Source organism: Catenulispora yoronensis, assembly GCF_039531695.1.
In the GTDB taxonomy this organism is placed as follows: domain Bacteria; phylum Actinomycetota; class Actinomycetes; order Streptomycetales; family Catenulisporaceae; genus Catenulispora; species Catenulispora yoronensis.
In genome coordinates, this window is record NZ_BAAAQN010000070.1 from 29095 (window position 1) to 47053 (window position 17959).

The window sequence follows — 17959 nt, forward strand, 5'->3', positions numbered from 1 at the left end:
TCGAAGCCCGTCGTCGCCCGCCGTCCCTTTGAGACCGTCGCGAAAAGGCTCTCATCACAGATGTCCCCTAGCTTCAGCATCCCAGGTTCCCCCGGTAATGGGCAAGCGATTTTCCACCACTGACATTCCCGCCTAAAAACCAGGTGAGAAGTGTCATAGGCATTCTCTACCATCCAAGCCATGGAGTCGACGCCAGCTGAACAGGTCCCCGGTAAACCCAAGATCCCCGATGAACCCGGGCGCGGCGCGTTCCGCTCGCTGCGCCGCCTGACACCGTTCATCCGCCCCTACCGCGGGCAGATGATCCTGATGGCACTGGCGGCACTGGGCGCGACCCTCGTCGGCGTCGCCGTGCCGCTGCTCACCAAGAACCTGATCGACGGGCCGATCGCCCACCACGACAAGGCCGCGCTGTGGCCGCTCGGCGGTCTGGTGCTGCTGTTCGGCCTGGCCGAGGCCGCCTTGTTCTGGCTGCGGCGCTGGTTCCTGCAACGCGCCGCGCTCGGCATCGAGACCGACATCCGGAACGCCTTCTACCGCCACCTGCAGAAGCTGCCGGTGGCCTTCCACGACTCCTGGCAGTCCGGGCAGCTGGTCTCGCGGGTGTCCGGCGACATCAGCAGCATCCGCCGGTTCTTCGGCTTCGCGCTGATCTTCCTGGTCGTCAACAGCGCCACCTTCCTGCTGGTCGGCGGGGCGCTGGTGGTCATCCACCCGGTGATGGGCCTGATCATCTACGCCGCGTCGATCCCGCTGATCGCCTACGGCCGGGTCGTCGACCGCCGCTACCACCGGCAGTCCCGCGCCGCCCAGGACCAGGCCGGCGACGTCGCCACCCTGGTCGAGGAGTCCGCGCTGGGCATCCGGGCGATCAAGGCCTTCGGCCGCCAGGGCCTGCTGTTCGGGCAGTTCGACGCCCGGGCCCGGCAGCTGCGCCGGCTGGAGCTGCAGAAGATCAGGACCCTGTCGGAGCTGTGGGCGGTGTTCGTCTTCCAGCCGCAGGCCGTGCTCTCGCTGTGCGTGCTGATCGGCGCCTACGCGGTGTCCTCCGGCGTGCTGTCCCTGGGCACCCTGGTCGCCTTCATCTCCCTGTACCTGACGCTGCTGTGGCCGATCGAGTCGATGGCCTGGCTGATGGCGCAGAGCCAGGAGGCGAACTCGGCCGCCGAGCGGATCTGGGAGGTGCTGGACACCGTCCCGGCGATCGCCGACGCCGAGACCACCCGCCGCGCCGACGGCGGCCACGGCGGCGAGCTGGTCTTCGAGGACGTCAGCTTCCACTACCCCAACTCCTCCAAGCCCATCGTCAGCGGCTTCGATCTGCGCGTCGCCCCCGGGGAGACGGTCGCGCTGGTCGGACCCACTGGTTGTGGGAAGACCACCCTGACCGCGCTGGTGCCGCGTCTGTACGACCCGACCGGCGGCCGGGTGCTGGTCGACGGCGTCGACGTCCGCGACCTGCCGCTGGCCGAACTGCGCCGCACCGTGGCGTGCGCCTTCGAGGACCCGACGCTGTTCTCCGCCTCGGTGCGCGAGAACCTCACGATGGGCGTCCCGGACGCCACCGACGAGCAGCTCGACGAGGCGCTGGCGGTGGCCCAGGCGGAGTTCGTCCACGACCTGCCCTGGGGCCTGGACACCCGGGTGGGGGAGCAGGGCCTGACCCTGTCCGGCGGCCAGCGGCAGCGCGTGGCCCTGGCCCGCGCGGTGCTCGGCCGCCCGTCCGTCCTGGTGCTGGACGACCCGCTCTCGGCCCTGGACATCCATACCGAGGGCAAGGTGGAACAGGCCCTGCACAGCGTGCTGCGCGCCACCACCGGCCTGGTGGTGGCGCACCGGCCGTCCACGGTGCTGCTCGCCGACCGGGTGGTGCTGCTGTCCCCGGCCGGCGCGCAGGGCTCCACCATCGCGGCCGTCGGGACCCACCAGGAACTGCTGCGCAGCTGCCCCGCGTACCGGGACATCCTGTCGCAGACCTCTGACCTGGTCGACGCCGCCGACGAGCTCGGGGCGAGCGAGGGCGAACTGCTGGAGGCGACCCGGTGACGACGACCACGACCGACTGGCGCGGCGTGGCCGCGGAGAAACCGGACGACCTGCCGAACCAGGCGGGCCTGCGCCTGCGCGCCCGCAGCCGCCGGCTGCTGGGCGAGCTCGTCCGCCCCCATCGCAGAGAACTGATCTTCTGCACCGGCATGGTCCTGGTGCAGACCGTGTTCAACATGGCCGGCCCCTACCTGGTCGCGGTCGGCATCGACCGCGGCATCCCGGCGCTGCGCACCGGCGACTGGGGCCCGATCATCGCGGTCTTCGTGGGCATGGTGGTCTCCGCCGTCATCGCCTCCGGCCTGCGCGCGGTGTTCCTCAACAAGGTGGGGCGCATCGGCCAGACCATGCTGCTGAACCTGCGCCGCATGGTCTTCGGCAAGTTCCAGGCCCTGCCGGTGGCCTTCCACGAGAACTACACCTCCGGCCGCGTCATCAGCCGCCTGACCTCCGACCCGGACGCCCTGAACGACCTGATCGACAACGGCCTGGACGGCCTGCTCGACGCGCTGCTGACGGTGTCCGCGATCGGCGTCATGATGGCGGTGCTGGACGTGCCGCTGACCTTCGTCGTGGTGCTCGCGCTGCCCCTGATGCTGCTCCTGATGCGCTGGTTCTCCCGGCACTCCGCGGTCGCCTACCGCCGCACCCGGGAGACCATCGCGGCGCTGATCGTGCACTTCGTGGAGACCTGCAACGGCATCCGCGCGGTGAAGGCCTTCCGCCGCGAGCCCCGCAACGAGGAGATCTTCGGGCAGCTCAACGACGACTACCGGGCGGCCAACGCCCGGGCCATGAACCTGCTGGCCATCTTCATCCCCGGCATGAAGACCATCGCCGCGGTCACCACCGCCGCCGTCGTGGTCTACGGCGGCCTGCGCGTGATGGACGGGGACATGCAGATCGGCGTCCTGGTCGGCTTCGTGCTCTACCTCCGGCGCTTCTTCCACCCGCTGGAGGACATCGCCATGTTCTACAACTCCTTCCAGAGCGGCACCGCGGCCCTGGAGAAGCTGTCCGGGATCCTCGCGGAGGCCAACGAACTGCCGGAGCCCGCGAACCCGAAGCAGCTGCCCTCACCCGTCCTGGGTGCCGTCTCCTTCGACAGCGTCCGCTTCGCCTATCCCAAGCGCGAGTCCGACGAGAGCCCCGAAGCCGAGGACATCAGCACCAGCGGCAAGGTGATCCTGCCCCTGCTGGACCTCGAAGTCCCGGCCGGACAGACCGTGGCCCTGGTCGGCGCGACCGGAGCGGGCAAGTCCACCCTGGCCCGCCTCCTGTGCCGCTTCTACGACCCGCAGACCGGCGCCGTGCGCGTCGACGGCGTGGACGTCCGCGACCTGTCCGACACCGACCTGCGCCGCGCCGTGGTGATGGTGACGCAGGAGAACTTCCTGTTCACCGGCTCCGTCGCCGACAACATCGCCTTCGGCAAACCGGACGCCACCCGCGACGAAGTAGTGGCCGCGGCCCAGGCCATCGGCGCCCACGAATTCATCAGCGCCCTGCCGGACGGCTACGACACCGACGTCAAGAAGCGCGGCGGCCGCCTGTCCGCCGGCCAGCGCCAACTGGTCGCCTTCGCCCGCGCCTTCATCGCCGACCCGGCGGTCCTGGTCCTGGACGAGGCCACGAGCTCCCTGGACGTCCCCAGCGAACGCATGGTCCAGCGGGCCCTGCGCACCATCCTGGCCGATCGCACGGCCCTGATCATCGCCCACCGCCTGTCCACCGTCGAGATCGCCGACCGCGTCCTGGTGATGGAAGAAGGCCGCATCATCGAGGACGGCGACCCGACCGCCCTCCTGGCCGCCGGCTCCGGCCACTTCGCCGACCTCCACCAAGCCTGGCGCGAATCACTGGTCTGATCCAGTGCAAAAAATCACGGCCCGGCGTCTCCCGCCGGGCCGTGACGTTCGTCGCACCCCCCGTCCTCCCGTGCCGCCGCCCCCGCCGCCTGCACGTGCAGTCGATCTACCAACCCCCCTGGCCGCACGCCCTATAACCCTTTAGCCGTAACCATTCCACCGCGCACCGTAACGCCAAGACTTCGCAAAACCCGGGTCATCTTCGGTCCGTCCACCTTGAGCAGCCGCCCCACGCTCCGGCAGGGTTCATTCCCGACAGGCCTCGCGCGGGCGTTCGAACCGAACACCCACCCCGCGCCCAGGAGGCGCAGCACGGCGGAAGGCCCCCTTTGTCCGGCATATCCGGCTCCGGCAGACACGTCGCCAGCCACGCCAAGCCCGGCAAGATCAACAACGCCAAGGGCAAAGTCCGCACCGCAGCCGCGGTCGGCAGCGTCCTGGCCGTCAGCGGCGGCGTAGCCACCGGCCTCCACCTGCACCAAGACGCCCTCCGCAACAGCACCGAATCAGCCGCCCAGGACCCCAACCAGGCAGCCGCCGCCGGCCTCCTGGCAGCCCGCACCACCAACCCCCCGGCAGCCGACCGCGACCTCCAACGCGCGGACCTCACCACGCCGCCCACCACCCCCTCCACAGCGGCCCCCACCACACCCCCCACCACCCCGCCGCCGAGCACCCCGACCCCGACGTCGGACACCAGCTCCGCCGCACCCACCACCCACCCCACAACGTCGACCACCACCCGACCCTCGACGTCCACCACCAGCAAGCCCACAGCACCAAAAACCACCACCACCCCCACCACGACGAGCACCACCACCTCGTCCACCACCGACCTGGGCATCAACGCCACCCCGGCCCAAGCCCAAGCCATAGCCAAACAACTGGTCCCCTCCGGCCAATACGCCTGCTTCGCCAACATCATCAACCGCGAATCCAGCTGGAACATCCACGCCACCAACCCCAGCTCCGGCGCCTACGGCCTCCCCCAAGCCCTCCCAGGCAGCAAAATGGCCGAATACGGCTCCGACTGGCGCAACAGCGCAACAATCCAAATCAAATGGGCCCTCGCCTACATGACAGGCCGCTACGGCTCCCCCTGCGCCGCGTGGACCTTCTGGCAGAACCACAGCTGGTACTAGAACCCCGGGCCCGGCACCAAACCCTGCCGCAACCCCAAACCCGGTCGGCACACCTTCCGCGAGAGCTTTCAGCCCGCAGCAGCCGACCGGGTTACTGTTTGCGCGATCGCCGCCCCCTGATAGCGGCACCGCCAGCGGCCAGCCAGACCAATTGGCATCGCGACTGGTCGCCTCACCAGCATCGCGACCGGTGGCGGCCAGCAGGACCGGTAATCATCACAACCGGCTGCCCCGCTTTTGACTTTTGGTTTGACCAAGAGTTAGGTCTTCGGTTCCGGTCTTTCCGTCGCGTCGGCGGGCGTAGCCAATCGCGCCGCCCAGGCGGTGTCAAGGCTCGCATGAGCCGGGGTACAAGCCTGAAGGGTCGCCTTGATACCGCCTGGGCGGTGTGATTCCTTTAGGCGACGATGCGACGGAAAGGCCGGGACCGAAACCGGAACCACAGCGCTAAGGCAAGGTAACCGCCTGGCCCACTCTTTCCAGAGCGAGGCCCTCCCCGGAGGGGCCGCCGGAGGCGCAGTTGACCTTGACTGGCCTTTGATCTGGCCTTTGATCTGGCCTTTCCCCACCCCCGCAACAGTTCTCGGAGACCGACCGCACCCCACCCAACGACCGCCACCGACCAGTCAGCACCATGGCCGAAGGTCGTCAAAAAAGCCTTAAAACCCACCCCCACCCAACAGCACCCGCCCTACTCCTCCCCACCCCCCACCTCAACCCCCGAAGCCGCCGCCAACACCGGCACCAAAACATCCGACACCGGCGTCCCAATCCCATGCCTCCGCCCCAACCTCCGCACCACCCCGTTCCTCGCGTCCCACTCCAACTCCCGCCCCGCCAACCGATCAAACAAAATCGACGACCCGATCTCCGGATCCATCCGCTCGAAGATCCCCACCAACGCCTCCGCCTCCTCCTCCGCCAGCGCCGCCCCCTCCGCCCGCGCCACCGCCAGCGTCTCGCGCGCCAACCCCAGCGCCAGCTCCCGCACATCCTCCCGCTGATACACCGCCGCCCGCCGCCCCGTCGCGGCCATGATCCCGGCGATCGCGTTCGTCGTCAGCTTCCGCCACGCCGCCGTCGTGAAGTCCGAGACCAGCTCCACCTCCACCGCCGGCGCACCCTCCAGCAGCCGTGCGAACTCCTCGCCCTCCGGCCCCGCCGGCACCTGCAACAGCGACGAGATGTTGTTCCGCACCGTCACCTCGCTCGGCCCGGTCGGTTCGGCGCTGATCCACACGATCGCCGGCAGCACCCTGGCATCGTTCGCGTGCGGCGCCACCCGCGCCACGTGCTCCACACCGTTCTGCAACGCGACCACCGTCGTCGCCGGCGTGCACAGCGCGTTCAAATACCCCGCCGCGCCGTCCGTCTGATGCGCCTTCACCGCCAGCAGCACCCACTCCACCGGACCCGTCACCCCGTCCGGGGACGTCAGCACCGGCATCGTCAGCTCGGTGACCTCCCCCGAGACGTCGTCGACCACTCGGAGCGCCCCCGGGTCCCGCCGCGCGCAGAGGGTGACGTTGTGCCGCCCCGCCTGCTGCGCGGCCAGCGCCGCGACCGAACCGATAGCGCCAGGCCCCACCACCGCTATGTCCGCCATGGCCGTCAAGCGTATGTGCGAATCTGGAATAGCGCCTAACCAGCAAGTGGTTGCCACAAACATGACCGTCGAGTTCACCGCGCTGCGCCAGGCCCGCCGTCCGCAGGGCCGCAGGGTCGACCCGCTCCCGAGGACTTCCGGTTCTACTCAGGCCCCACCGCACACCCTCACCGCACACCCTCACCCTCACCGCACACCCCCACCCTCACCGCACACCCTCACCGCACACCCTCACCGCACACCCTCACCCTCACCGCACACCCCCACCGCACGCCGTCATCCCCACCGCACACCCCCCTCCTCACCGCACATCCCCCATCAACCGATTCACCAACGGCGCCGTCAAAAACGCCACCACCCCAATCCCCACCGCAACACACCCAATAGACAAAAAGTACGCAAAATCACTCATCACCGTACTCAACTTCGTCACATAAACATTCAACGCATTCCCCACCGCCGTAGCCAAAAACCACAACCCCAGCATCTGCCCCGCATACCGCGCCGGCGCCAACTGCGTAGTCACCGACAACCCCACCGGCGACAAACACAACTCCCCAAACGTCTGCAACAAATACGTCACCGCCAAGAACGCGATCGACACCTTATGCGTCGGCGTCGCGTTCTTCCCCGCCAGACTCATGACAAAGAACGACAGCCCGATGAAAACCAACGCGATCGCGAACTTCACCGACGTCCGCGGCGCCCGATCCCCCAACCGCTCCCACATCCACGCGAACACCGGCGCGAACACCATGATGTAGAACGGATTCGCCGACTGGAGCCACACCGCGGGCATCTGCCACCCGAAGATCGACAAGTTCGTCTTGTCCGCCGCGAACAGGTTCAGCTGACTCCCCGACTGGTCGTAGATCATCCAGAACACCGTGGCCCCGATGAAGAACGCCACGAACGCCGCCAGCTTCGGCGCCTCCCCGCTCGACAGCCCCCCGCGCCCGAACATGAACCCGAAGTACACGATCGGCGAGACGATGATCGGCGCCGCCAGCGCGTCCGAGAACGCCGCCACGCTCCACTGCGTGAAAGCCATCCACCCCAGCACGATCGCCAACACCACCACGACCACCAACGCCGCCAACCGCAGCGCCCGCCGCAACTCCGGCCCGGCGATCGGCTTCGGCGGCCACAACCCGATCGTCCCCAGGTACTTCCCCTGCGCCACATAGAAGATCACTGCGAACGTCATACCGAGCGCCGCGCACCCGAACCCCAAGTGGTAGTTGATGTGCTGCCCGACCCACCCCGCGGTCAACGGCGCCAGGAACCCACCCATGTTGATCGCCATATAGAACACCGTGAAACCGGCGTCCCGCCGCCTGTCGTGCTCGTGATACAGATCGCCGACCTGAGCCGAGATATTGGGTTTCAACAGACCGGTGCCTAGGACGATCAATCCCAGCCCGATGAACGTCGTCGGCTCGCTCGGCACCGCCATCACGTAGTGCCCCACCGCGATGATGACGCCGCCCCACAGCACCGACCGTCTGGCACCCCAGATCCGGTCGGCGATCCACCCGCCCGGCAGCGCCATCAAATAGACCAGGCTGTTGTAGATGCCCAGGAAGCTGTTCCCGGTCTCCGTGGAGAACCCCAGCCCGCCGTTGGCCACGGTGTCCGTCAGGAACAGCACCAGCAGCCCGCGCATGCCGTAGAAGCTGTAGCGCTCCCAGAACTCCGTCGCGAACAGGGTCCGCAGCCCCTTGGGCTGACCGAAGAACGCCTTGTCGTCCTCCGGCGGCGCCTCGCCGTGCGGCGGTTCGCCACCGGCTGGATACGGAGCGTCGATGGTCGTCATGCGATCCCCCATCCCCGCGGGGGCTCTCCGCATTACCGACAATGCTCCGGATGGGGGAGCGACACTCGGGCGACCCCGATTACCATCACACTTATGACCCGTGTACTGCTCGCCGAGGACGACGCCGCCATCTCCGAACCGCTGGCGCGTGCGCTCCGCCGTGAGGGCTACGAGGTCACCGTCCGCGCCGACGGCCCGGGGGCCCTGCTGGCCGGCCAGAGCGGCGTCGACCTGGTGGTCCTGGACCTGGGCCTGCCCGGGATGGACGGCCTGGAGGTCTGCCGCCGGCTGCGCGCCGACGGCCACACCTTCCCGGTGCTGGTGCTGACCGCCCGCGCCGACGAGGTGGACACCGTCGTCGGCCTGGACGCCGGCGCCGACGACTACGTCACCAAGCCGTTCCGGCTGGCCGAGCTGCTGGCCCGGGTGCGGGCCCTGCTCCGGCGCGGCACCCCGGACCTGGGCAACGGCGTGCACGGCGTGCGGATAGACATCGAGTCGCACCGCGCCTACCTCGGCGACCAGGAGCTGAACCTGACCGCCAAGGAGTTCGACCTGCTCCGGGTGCTGGTCCGCGAGGTCGGCCGGGTGGTCACCCGGGACCAGCTGATGCGCGAGGTCTGGGACACCACCTGGTGGTCCTCCACCAAGACCCTGGACATGCACATCTCGTGGCTGCGCAAGAAGCTCGGCGACGAGGCGTCGCGGCCGCGGTTCATCACCACGGTGCGCGGCGTCGGCTTCCGCTTCGAGCGCGGCTGAGCCCGGGGCCCCGCGGTGCGCCGTCGCCTGGTCTCCTCCACCTTCCTGGTGGTGATGATGGTGGTCATCCTGCTCGGCGTCCCGCTGGCGGTGCTGGAGGTGCGCTCGGTCGACAGCAGCACCAAGACGGTGATCGTCACCGAGGCGCAGATGCTCGGCGAGACGATGTCGATGCAGGTCAGCAAGGCCAGCCCGAACGGCGTCAACGCCGTCCCGCTGGCCGACTACGGGCCCAACGTGGAGCGGATGGTCGCCCCCGACCACGTCGTCACCGTGATCGTCGACGGCAAGCTGCCGCTGCGGGTCCACTCGCTGCCGGCCGGCGCCCAGGCGTTCACCGCCAGCTACACCGTCAACCACGTGCTGAACAACGTCAGCGTGCACGTCATCGTGCAAGCCCCGCGGGCTCCCGCCGACCGCCAGATCCGCAGCTCGATGTACCTGATCGGGGGCGTGGCGCTGGCCGTGCTGGTCGCCGCCACCGGCCTGACCTACCTGCAGGCCCGCCGGCTCACCAAGCCGCTGGAGGAGCTGGCCGCCACCGCCGAGCGCCTCGGCTCCGGCGACCCGCGGCCGCGGCACCGCCGCTACGGCATCAGCGAGCTGGACCGGGTCGCCGAGGTGATCGACAGCTCCGCGGACCGGATCTCCACCATGCTGGGCGCCGAGCGCCGGCTGGCCGCCGAGGCCTCGCACGAGCTGCGCACCCCGCTGGCCGCGCTGTCGATGCGGCTGGAGGAGATCATCGCGCTGGCCGACGACCCGCAGACCGTCCGGGACGAGGCCGAGGTGGCGCTGTCCCAGGTGGAGCGCCTCACCGACGTGGTGCAGCGGCTACTGACCACGGCCCGCACCCACCGGCGCTCGGACCTGGCGGTGCCGATCGAGGTCGACACCGTGATCCGGCAGCAGGTGCACGAGTGGCGCCCGGCGTACCAGTCGATGCGGCGCGGGATCGTGGTCTCCGGCGAGCGGCGCCTGATGGCGATGGCCACCCCCGGCGCCTTCTCGCAGATCCTGTCCACGCTGCTGGAGAACTCGCTGATCCACGGCGCCGGCACGGTCACCGTGCACACCCGGGCCACCGGCGGCTCGGTCGTGGTGGAGGTCGGCGACGAGGGCGAGGGCATAGCGCCGGACCTGGAGGTCAAACTCTTCGAGCGCGGGGCGTCCTCGCGCGGCTCGACCGGCCTGGGGCTGGCCGTGGCGCGGGAGCTGGCCGAGGCCGACGGCGGGCGGCTGAACCTGGTGTTGCAGCGGCCGGCGGTGTTCGCGGTGTTCCTCACCGAGCATTCGCCGCTGTCGGTGATTGCGCGCTGATCCTCGGGGGCGCTTGGGCTCGCCTTCGGGGGTCAGCTCCTGCCGCTGGGTCAGGCAGGGCTACCCCGGAAAGTGCTCACGAGTGGCGACTCGACCTGGCTGGGCAATTTGGTCCCGGTAAGGCTGATCGGAAATTTCGAGCAGGGGTCAACCGGCTGCCCAGCCTCGGCCTTAACTGGCTTGCGGCTTAGGCCTCAACCGGCCGCTGCCCCCGCAGCCCGATCCCCGTTGTGCGAACCCGCCCCCTCCGAGCTCTCCACCGCGCCCTCGGCCCCGCTCCCAGCGTCAGCATCCGCCTGCGACTCCGGAAACACCAGCAAATGCGAGCTCGTGAACCGGAACACCCCAGCCACCGGCAGCCCGAAGATGAACTTCGCGACATTGGCCGCGGCGATGCTGTGGAAGCCCAGTACCTGGTCGGCAACGAACACGAAGCTGTTCTCAATGATCAGCCCGATCAAGCTGATCAGCGCGAACAGCGCCATCTCCCGCCGGCGGGCGTCCGCAGGCCGGTCCCGGAACACCCAGTACCGATTGCCTATATAGGCGGTCACCGTGGCGACCATCGTCCCGCCGACCGAGGCCACGGTGTGGCCCAGCCCGGTGAGCTGCCAGAGCAGGTTGGAGCTGGAGACGTCAGCGAGGACTCCGACCGCTCCGACCACGCCGAACTTGAGCATTTCGGCGTACAGCTTGCGAACGGTCGAGAAGGCTTTGGCGACGAGCACGGCGGGGTCTTCTGGTTCGGTCGAGACGGCTGGGGCGGCTGGCTGGACGGGCCGGCGTCAGTGCGACGCGGTCTCGGCGACCGGCTGCTGCCGGTGGCCGTGCGGGACGTGCAGCGGGTGGCCGGCCGGGTAGAGCGGCGTGTGCGCGGTGGCCGGGACCACGACGTCGTCGTCCAGGGTGGAGCCCTCGGGGAAGACGAACGTCCGGTAGCAGTACAGGCGGAACAGCATTCCGACCGGCATGCCGAACGCGAACTTCGCGATGTTGACCGCCAGCGGGCCGTCCTGGCCCAGGCCGTACTTGGCGATGAAGACGAACATCACCTCGATGACCGCGGCCACGCCGTTGATCAGGAAGAAGAGGAACATCTCCCGGCGGCGGTCGATCTTGTCGCGGTCCTTGTAGGTCCAGTAGCGGTTGCCCACATAGGCGACACAGGTCGCGACCACGGTCGAGGCGACCGTCGCGTAGATCTGCTTGTCCTTGACGGCCAGCAGCATCGCGTTGAGCACGGAGATGTTGACGACCAGCGCGACAGCGCCGACGATCCCGAACTTCGACAGCTCGTGGACGAGGTGCTCGAACCGGTTGTACAGCGAACGCACGACCGTCACCGCGGGCCACCTGTCTTCCATCGGGTTTTCTCCTAGCGCACCGAGGGTACCGTCCCCTTCTCAGAAGGATCGACGGGCGGACGCCAAACCTGCGTTAAATCTACTCACTGCTACGTAGCTGTGACGATGCCGTCCACCCATTCGTGGTGGTTCGTCCTGCTATGGAGCCCCTCAACTGTCCAGATATTCTTAGGCAGTGAACTTCCCCGTTGTAGGCGTAGTAGGCGGCGGTCAGCTGGCCCGCATGATGCAGCAAGCGGCCATCGGCCTGGGCGTCAACCTCCGCGTCCTGGCCCAGCGCCCCGACGATCCGGCCGCCCTGGTGATGCCCGGCACCATGATCGGCGACCACGACGACCTCGACGTGCTGAGGAAGTTCGCCGACGGCTGCGACGTGCTGACCTTCGACCACGAGCACGTCCCCACCGACTACCTGCACGAGCTGGAGGCCGCCGGCGTGGCCGTCCGCCCCGGCCCCGACGCCCTCGTCCACGCGCAGGACAAGGGCAAGATGCGGCAGAAGCTCACCGAGCTCGGCCTGCCCTGCCCGGCCTGGGCCCTGGTCGCGACCAGGGACGACCTCGCCGACTTCGGCGCGGCCGTCGGCTTCCCCTACGTGCTGAAGGCCACGCGCGGCGGCTACGACGGCCGCGGCGTCTGGGTCGTCGACGACCTCGCCGAGGCCGAGGACGTGCTGGCCGGCGCCGCCGAGCGCGGCGTGACGCTGCTGGCCGAGGCCAAGGTGCCGTTCGTGCGGGAGCTGTCCGCGCAGGTCGCCCGCTCCCCGCACGGGCAGGCCGCGGCCTACCCGGTGGTGGAGTCGCTCCAGATCGACGGGATCTGCCGCGAGGTCTACGTCCCGGCGCCCGGGCTGCCGGAGTCCGCCGCGCTGGAGGCACAGCGGGTCGCGCTGACCATCGCCAAGGAGCTCGGGGTGACCGGGATGCTGGCGGTGGAGATGTTCCAGACGCCGGACGGCGAGGTGCTGATCAACGAGCTGGCGATGCGGCCGCACAACTCCGGGCACTGGAGCATGGACGGCGCCGTTACCGGGCAGTTCGAGCAGCACCTGCGGGCCGTGCTGGACCTGCCGCTGGGCGAGGTCCGGCCGGTGGCGCCGGTGGTGGTGATGGCGAACGTGCTGGGGCTGGACCTGCCCGAGGTCTACCCCGCCTACAAGCACGTGATGGCCCACGACCCCGGGGTCAAGGTCCACATGTACGGCAAGGGCGTCAAGCCCGGCCGGAAGATCGGGCATGTCAACGTCCTGGGCACCACGGTCGGCGACGCCGTCGAACGGGCCCGGCACGCCGCCGCGTACCTGCGAGGAGAGATCGATGAGTGAGCCGGGCGCCGCGCCCCTGGTCGGGATCGTCATGGGGTCGGACTCCGACTGGCCGGTGATGCGGCTGGCGGCCGAGGCACTGGACGAGTTCGGCGTCGCCCACGAGGTCGACGTGGTCTCCGCGCACCGGATGCCGCGCGAGATGATCGCCTACGGCGAGAACGCCGCCGGGCGCGGCCTGAAGGTGATCATCGCCGGCGCCGGCGGCGCCGCGCACCTGCCGGGCATGCTGGCCTCGGTGACGCCGCTGCCGGTGATCGGCGTCCCGGTGCCGCTGAAGTACCTGGACGGCATGGACTCGCTGCTGTCGATCGTGCAGATGCCGGCCGGGGTGCCGGTGGCCACGGTGTCGGTCGGCGGGGCGCGCAACGCCGGCCTGCTGGCCGCCCGGATCCTGGCCGCGCACGATCTGGAGCTGCTCGGGGCGATGCGCGCGTTCCAGGACGATCTGAACGCCCAGGCCACGGCCAAGGGTGCGGCGCTGCGCGCGCTTAGGGCAGAGTAGGCGGGCGGCAGGGGGTATTTCCCAACGGGGCGGGCCGCCGGACGCATCACAGTCGGCGGTCCTGCGCCCGCGACGACGAGGGGGAGCAGTTCAGTGGACGCCAACCGGCCGGGCCCGGGACCCGGTGGAGCTGGAGCGCCGGGAGCCCCCGGAGGACTCGGAGCATCAGGAGCACCCGGAGCCCCCGGAGCAGCCGGAGCCCCCGGCGGCACCTTCGGGGGCCTGGGCGCGGGCAGCATCGTCTCCCGCAACATCCAGCCGCTGCTCGACGCCGACCCCCGCGAGATCGGCCCGTACCTGGTCCGCGGCCGGCTGGGCCAGGGCGCCATGGGACACGTCTTCCTGGCCTTCGCCCCCTCCGGCCCGGCCTACGCGCTGAAGGTGCTGCGCCCGGACTTCGCCACCGACAGCGACTTCCGCCGCCGCTTCACCCGCGAGATAGCGGCGGCCCGCGCGGTCCACTCCCCGTTCGTGAACGCGGTCACCGACGCCGACCCCACCGCCGCCACCCCGTGGCTGGCCTCCTACTTCATCCCCGGCCCGCCGCTCAGCTCCGCCGTCCAGCTCGCCGGCCCCTTCGCCCCCCGCTCGGTGGCCCACCTCGGCGTCGGCATCGGCCTGGCGCTGCAAGCCATCCACACCGCGGGCATCGTCCACCGCGACCTGAAGCCGGCCAACGTCCTGGTCGCCTCCGACGGGCCCCGCGTCATCGACTTCGGCATCGCCCGCGCCGTCGACGCCAGCATGCTCACCAGCACCGGCATGCGCCTGGGCACCCCCAGCTTCATGGCCCCGGAGCAGGTGGCCGGCGCCGACGTCGGCGCCCCCGCCGACGTCTGGGCGGTCGGCGGCATGCTGGTCTACGCGGCCACCGGCCGCACCGCCTTCGGCGACGGCAACGCGATGAGCATCCTCTACCGCGTCGAGCACCACGCCCCCAACCTCGAAGGCCTGGAACCGGCCCTGGCCCACATCGCCCGCGCCTGCCTCACCAAGGACCCGGCCGCCCGCCCCACCCCCTCCCAACTGGTCGACATGTGCCGCGCCGCCCTCGACGGAGGCGGCCAGGGCATCCCACCCCTGCCCGGCACCGACGTGACCGGCTGGCTGCCGCCGGCGATATCCCGCGACCTGGCCTCCCGCCAGGTGGAGCTGGCTTCGGTCCGGCAGACGCTGATGCCGCCGGCGGCGCCAGCGGGCGGGACGGCGGCTGGGGGGAGCGGGAGCGGGAGCAAGAGCGGCGGGGGGCTGGGCGGATTTTTGCGGCGGAAGGGTGGGGCTGGGGTCGGGGCTGGAGCTGGAGCTGGGGCGCAGGGTCCGGCTTCCGGGCCGGGCCAGTACGGGCCGGGGAACACCGGCGGCCAGGCTGGTCCTGACGGGACCGGCGGCGGTTGGGGCACTGGCGGTGGCCAGGCTCCCGCGGCTGGTCAGCCTGGGCCTGGCGGTACGAACAGTGGTCAGCCTGCTTGGGGTGCTGCTGGTCAGAACCCTCCTCCCGGTGCTCAGCCGGTGTGGGGGACTGCTGGTGGTCCTGGTCCGGCTCCTGCGCCGAGTCAGCCCGGATCTGATGGAACCAGTGGTGGCCAGCCTGCTTGGGGGACTGCTGGTGGCGCGGCTCCTGCGCCGGGTCAGCCCGGGTCTGATGGCCAGCCCGCCTGGGGCACTGCTGGTCAGAACCCTCCTCCCGGTGCGCAACCGGTGTGGGGTACTGCTGGTGGTCCGGCTCCCGCGCCGAGCCAGCCTGCGCCTGATGGCCAGCCCGCCTGGGGCGCCGCAGGCCAGAGCCCTCCCTCCGGCGCCCAACCGGTCTGGGGAACCGCCGGCCCCCAGCCGACCGGTCCTGCCTGGGGCCCGTCCGGTCCGTCCGGCAGCGACATGCCGACCATCGTCAGCCCGCCCGGCGCCGCGAACCCGTCCGGCCCCGCCGACCCGCAGACGCCTGCCTGGGTCGCCGCTTCGGCCGCCAACGCCGCCGCGTCGCCGCAGGCCGAGGCCGAGCAGCCCGCCGCCTCTCCCTGGGACGACGAGCCGCAGACCCCGGTCATCCCGGGCCTGCCGCCGGGCTTCCGGCCGATCGGCGAGGAGGCGAAGAAGCTCTCCGAGTCGGCCGAGCTGACCATCGAGGCCACCGCGCTCGAGGCCGAAGCTCCAGCCCCAGCCGGCGCCCCCGCCGACGGCCCCGGCATCCCCTTGATCGCGCCGCCGACCTTCGCAACGGAGTTCAACATCCCCGCCGCCGGCCCGACCGATCCCGATCCCGAAGAGAAGCCGTCGGTCGGCATCCCGTCGATCGCCCCGCCGACCTTCGCGACAGAGTTCAACATCCCGGCGGTGACCCCGACCAGTTCGGACTCCGAGCCCGAGGAGAAGCCCGCCAGCTCGGCCTCGGTCGGCATCCCCTCGATCGCGCCCCCGACCTTCGCGACCGAGTTCAACATCCCAGCGGTCACTCCGACCAGCTCGGACTCCGAGCCCGAAAACGAGCCTGCGAGCTCGGCCTCCATCAACATCCCGTTGATCGCGCCGCCGACGTTCGCGACTGAGTTCAACATCCCAGCGGTCACTCCGACCAGCTCGGACTCCGAGCCCGAAGACGAGCCCGCGAGCTCGGCTTCCATCAACATTCCGTCGATCGCCCCGCCGACGTTCGCCACCGAGTTCAACATCCCGGCGGTGACCCCGACCAGTTCGGACTCCGAGCCCGAGGAGAAGCCCGCCAGCTCGGCCTCGGTCGGCATCCCTTCGATCGCGCCCCCGACCTTCGCGACCGAGTTCAACATCCCAGCGGTCACCCCCACCGACCGCGATCCCGACCGCGATCCCGACCTCGACGACACAGCCTCGACCACCACACCGACCACCACCCCGAGCGCCCCGCCGTCGGTCAGCATCCCCTCGATCGCCGAACCCGCGTTCGCCACCGGCTTCGGCTTCCCTGCCCCCGCGCCGCCGTCCGACGCTCCCGCGCCCGAGGAAGCCCCGCCGACCGCCAAGAGCGACTTCAATCCGGACCTCGACGCCACCGCACGCACCGACGTCCCGAGCACCACCTGGTCCCCGGCCACCCAGATCCACCACGCCCCGCCCATCCCGCCCCACCTCCAGCAGCCGATGACGCCGCCCAAGGGCTTCACCGCTCCCGCCGGCGCCCCGGCCCACCAGCCTCCGCCGCCTGCCCCGGCCGCCCCGCCGTACTCCGCCCAGCCGCAGCAGCCGTTCCCGCAACAACCTCAGCAGCCGTTCGCGCAACAACCCCAGCCGCCGTTCGGACAGCAACCTCCTCAGCCATTCGCACAGCAGCCCCCTCAGCAATTCGGACAGCAGCCCCAGCAGCCCCCGCACCAGTACTCGCCACACAACTCACCGCAGAACCCACCACACAACTCACCGCAGAACGCACAGCAGAACCCACTCAGCCACATGACCGTGGTCCCCCTCCCACCGTCCATGGCCTCCCCCTACGGCGCGCCCGAGCAGCAGCGCCCCCCGCTCTCGCCCGACCGCGCCTACCCGGCGGGCCCGAAGCCGACGCTGCACGACAGCGACACCCCCGGCGGCTGGTCCCGCAACAAGCGCATCGGCGTCATCGCCGGCGCCGCGGTGCTGGTCGTGGCCGGTGTCGGCGGCACGGTCCTGGCCCTCTCCGGCGGTGGCGGCACGCCGAGCCCCGCCGCCTCCACCACCGCCGTCGCACCCCCGGCCGACGGCGCCTCCACCTCCGCCGGCACCCCGGCCGCCTCCACCCCCGTGTCGCAGCCCTCGACGTCGTCGGCGGCCGGCGCGATCGGCGGAGCTCAGGGCGAGGCGGGCGCCAAGGACGTGGTCCTGCGCGGCCTCTACGGCGCCGCCGCGGACCGCGACTTCAAGACGGTCTGCACCTCCCAGACCACCTCCGCGCAGAAGGGTGCGGCCAAGAAGGCGGGCTGGGACGGCAGCGGCGACCCGCTGGCGATGTGTGAGAAGTACTTCAAGGACAACTGGTCCACGATCGACGCCGCCTATCTGCGCGGCCGCAAGGTGACGGCGACGAAGCCGGGCACGAACGCCACCACCATGCTGGTGACCGTCGACGACCCGCCGCCCACCGGCAACGCCAGCACGCGGACGTTCTCGGTGGTCTGGAGCAACAACCACTGGCTGCTGGAGGCGGCAAAGGCCTGACGTCGAGCAGGCCGGGACGATCGGTCCCGGCCCGCCCGGAGGTCC

At 70.3% G+C, this 17959-nt stretch carries 12 protein-coding genes; 8 read left to right on the forward strand and 4 right to left on the reverse strand.

The annotated features are described in order from the left end of the window. Positions 1–180 precede the first annotated feature (180 nt). The 3 genes from ABD481_RS39130 (at position 181) to ABD481_RS39140 (ending at position 5056) form a co-directional block, all read left to right on the forward strand. A complete protein-coding gene (locus ABD481_RS39130) occupies positions 181–2046 on the forward strand; it encodes an ABC transporter ATP-binding protein (RefSeq protein ID WP_344670941.1) in 1866 nt (621 codons plus the stop codon). Beyond that, a complete protein-coding gene (locus ABD481_RS39135; RefSeq protein WP_344670942.1) occupies positions 2043–3914 on the forward strand; it encodes an ABC transporter ATP-binding protein in 1872 nt (623 codons plus the stop codon). The genes ABD481_RS39130 and ABD481_RS39135 overlap by 4 nt, the downstream gene beginning before the upstream one ends. Positions 3915–4243: 329 nt before the next feature. Then, positions 4244–5056: an aggregation-promoting factor C-terminal-like domain-containing protein gene (locus ABD481_RS39140; RefSeq protein ID WP_344670943.1), complete on the forward strand. Its 813-nt coding sequence runs from the start codon at positions 4244–4246 to the stop codon at positions 5054–5056. 691 nt (positions 5057–5747) lie between these two features. On the opposite strand, the gene ABD481_RS39145 is transcribed toward ABD481_RS39140, so the two are convergent. Then, on the reverse strand, positions 5748–6662 hold the full coding sequence (locus tag ABD481_RS39145) for a 2-dehydropantoate 2-reductase (RefSeq protein WP_344670944.1): 915 nt from the start codon (positions 6660–6662) through the stop codon (positions 5748–5750). A gap of 301 nt (positions 6663–6963) precedes the next feature. Then, on the reverse strand, positions 6964–8478 hold the full coding sequence (locus ABD481_RS39150; protein WP_344670945.1) for a peptide MFS transporter: 1515 nt from the start codon (positions 8476–8478) through the stop codon (positions 6964–6966). 93 nt (positions 8479–8571) lie between these two features. Here ABD481_RS39150 and ABD481_RS39155 point away from each other — a divergent pair, with 93 nt between their 5' ends. Continuing rightward, the gene (locus ABD481_RS39155; RefSeq protein ID WP_012785064.1) at positions 8572–9240 is read left to right on the forward strand and encodes a response regulator transcription factor; all 669 of its coding nucleotides are present in this window, start codon (positions 8572–8574) and stop codon (positions 9238–9240) included. Positions 9241–9255: 15 nt separating this feature from the next. Beyond that, entirely contained in the window at positions 9256–10560 is a 1305-nt protein-coding gene (locus tag ABD481_RS39160) for a sensor histidine kinase (RefSeq protein WP_344670946.1), read from the forward strand. A 194-nt stretch (positions 10561–10754) separates the two neighbouring features. On the opposite strand, the gene ABD481_RS39165 is transcribed toward ABD481_RS39160, so the two are convergent. Together ABD481_RS39165 and ABD481_RS39170 are read right to left on the reverse strand one after the other, a co-directional pair. Continuing rightward, on the reverse strand, positions 10755–11288 hold the full coding sequence (locus ABD481_RS39165) for a GtrA family protein (RefSeq protein ID WP_344670947.1): 534 nt from the start codon (positions 11286–11288) through the stop codon (positions 10755–10757). A gap of 57 nt (positions 11289–11345) precedes the next feature. After that, on the reverse strand, positions 11346–11924 hold the full coding sequence (locus ABD481_RS39170; RefSeq protein ID WP_344670948.1) for a GtrA family protein: 579 nt from the start codon (positions 11922–11924) through the stop codon (positions 11346–11348). Between the two features lie 175 nt (positions 11925–12099). On the opposite strand from ABD481_RS39170, the gene ABD481_RS39175 reads away from it, so the two are divergent. The 3 genes from ABD481_RS39175 (at position 12100) to ABD481_RS39185 (ending at position 17914) form a co-directional block, all read left to right on the forward strand. Beyond that, positions 12100–13248 carry a 5-(carboxyamino)imidazole ribonucleotide synthase gene (locus ABD481_RS39175; protein WP_344670949.1) on the forward strand — a complete coding sequence of 383 codons (1149 nt, stop codon included), beginning with the start codon at positions 12100–12102 and terminating at the stop codon, positions 13246–13248. Further along, complete coding sequence (gene purE, locus ABD481_RS39180) at positions 13241–13753, forward strand: 5-(carboxyamino)imidazole ribonucleotide mutase (RefSeq protein ID WP_344670950.1); 513 nt, start codon at positions 13241–13243, stop codon at positions 13751–13753. Before ABD481_RS39175 ends, purE begins: the two co-directional genes overlap by 8 nt. Positions 13754–13846: 93 nt before the next feature. Continuing rightward, entirely contained in the window at positions 13847–17914 is a 4068-nt protein-coding gene (locus ABD481_RS39185) for a protein kinase domain-containing protein (RefSeq protein WP_344670951.1), read from the forward strand. The last annotated feature ends 45 nt before the right edge of the window (positions 17915–17959 follow it).

Bases quoted from the DNA above. Each gene is read 5' to 3' on its own strand.
- ABD481_RS39130 (WP_344670941.1), top strand. From the start codon at position 181: ATGGAGTCGACGCCAGCTGAACAGGTCCCCGGTAAACCCAAGATCCCC.
- ABD481_RS39145 (WP_344670944.1), bottom strand. From the start codon at position 6,662: ATGGCGGACATAGCGGTGGTGGGGCCTGGCGCTATCGGTTCGGTCGCG.
- ABD481_RS39150 (WP_344670945.1), bottom strand. From the start codon at position 8,478: ATGACGACCATCGACGCTCCGTATCCAGCCGGTGGCGAACCGCCGCAC.
- ABD481_RS39155 (WP_012785064.1), top strand. From the start codon at position 8,572: ATGACCCGTGTACTGCTCGCCGAGGACGACGCCGCCATCTCCGAACCG.
- ABD481_RS39170 (WP_344670948.1), bottom strand. From the start codon at position 11,924: ATGGAAGACAGGTGGCCCGCGGTGACGGTCGTGCGTTCGCTGTACAAC.
- purE (WP_344670950.1), top strand. From the start codon at position 13,241: ATGAGTGAGCCGGGCGCCGCGCCCCTGGTCGGGATCGTCATGGGGTCG.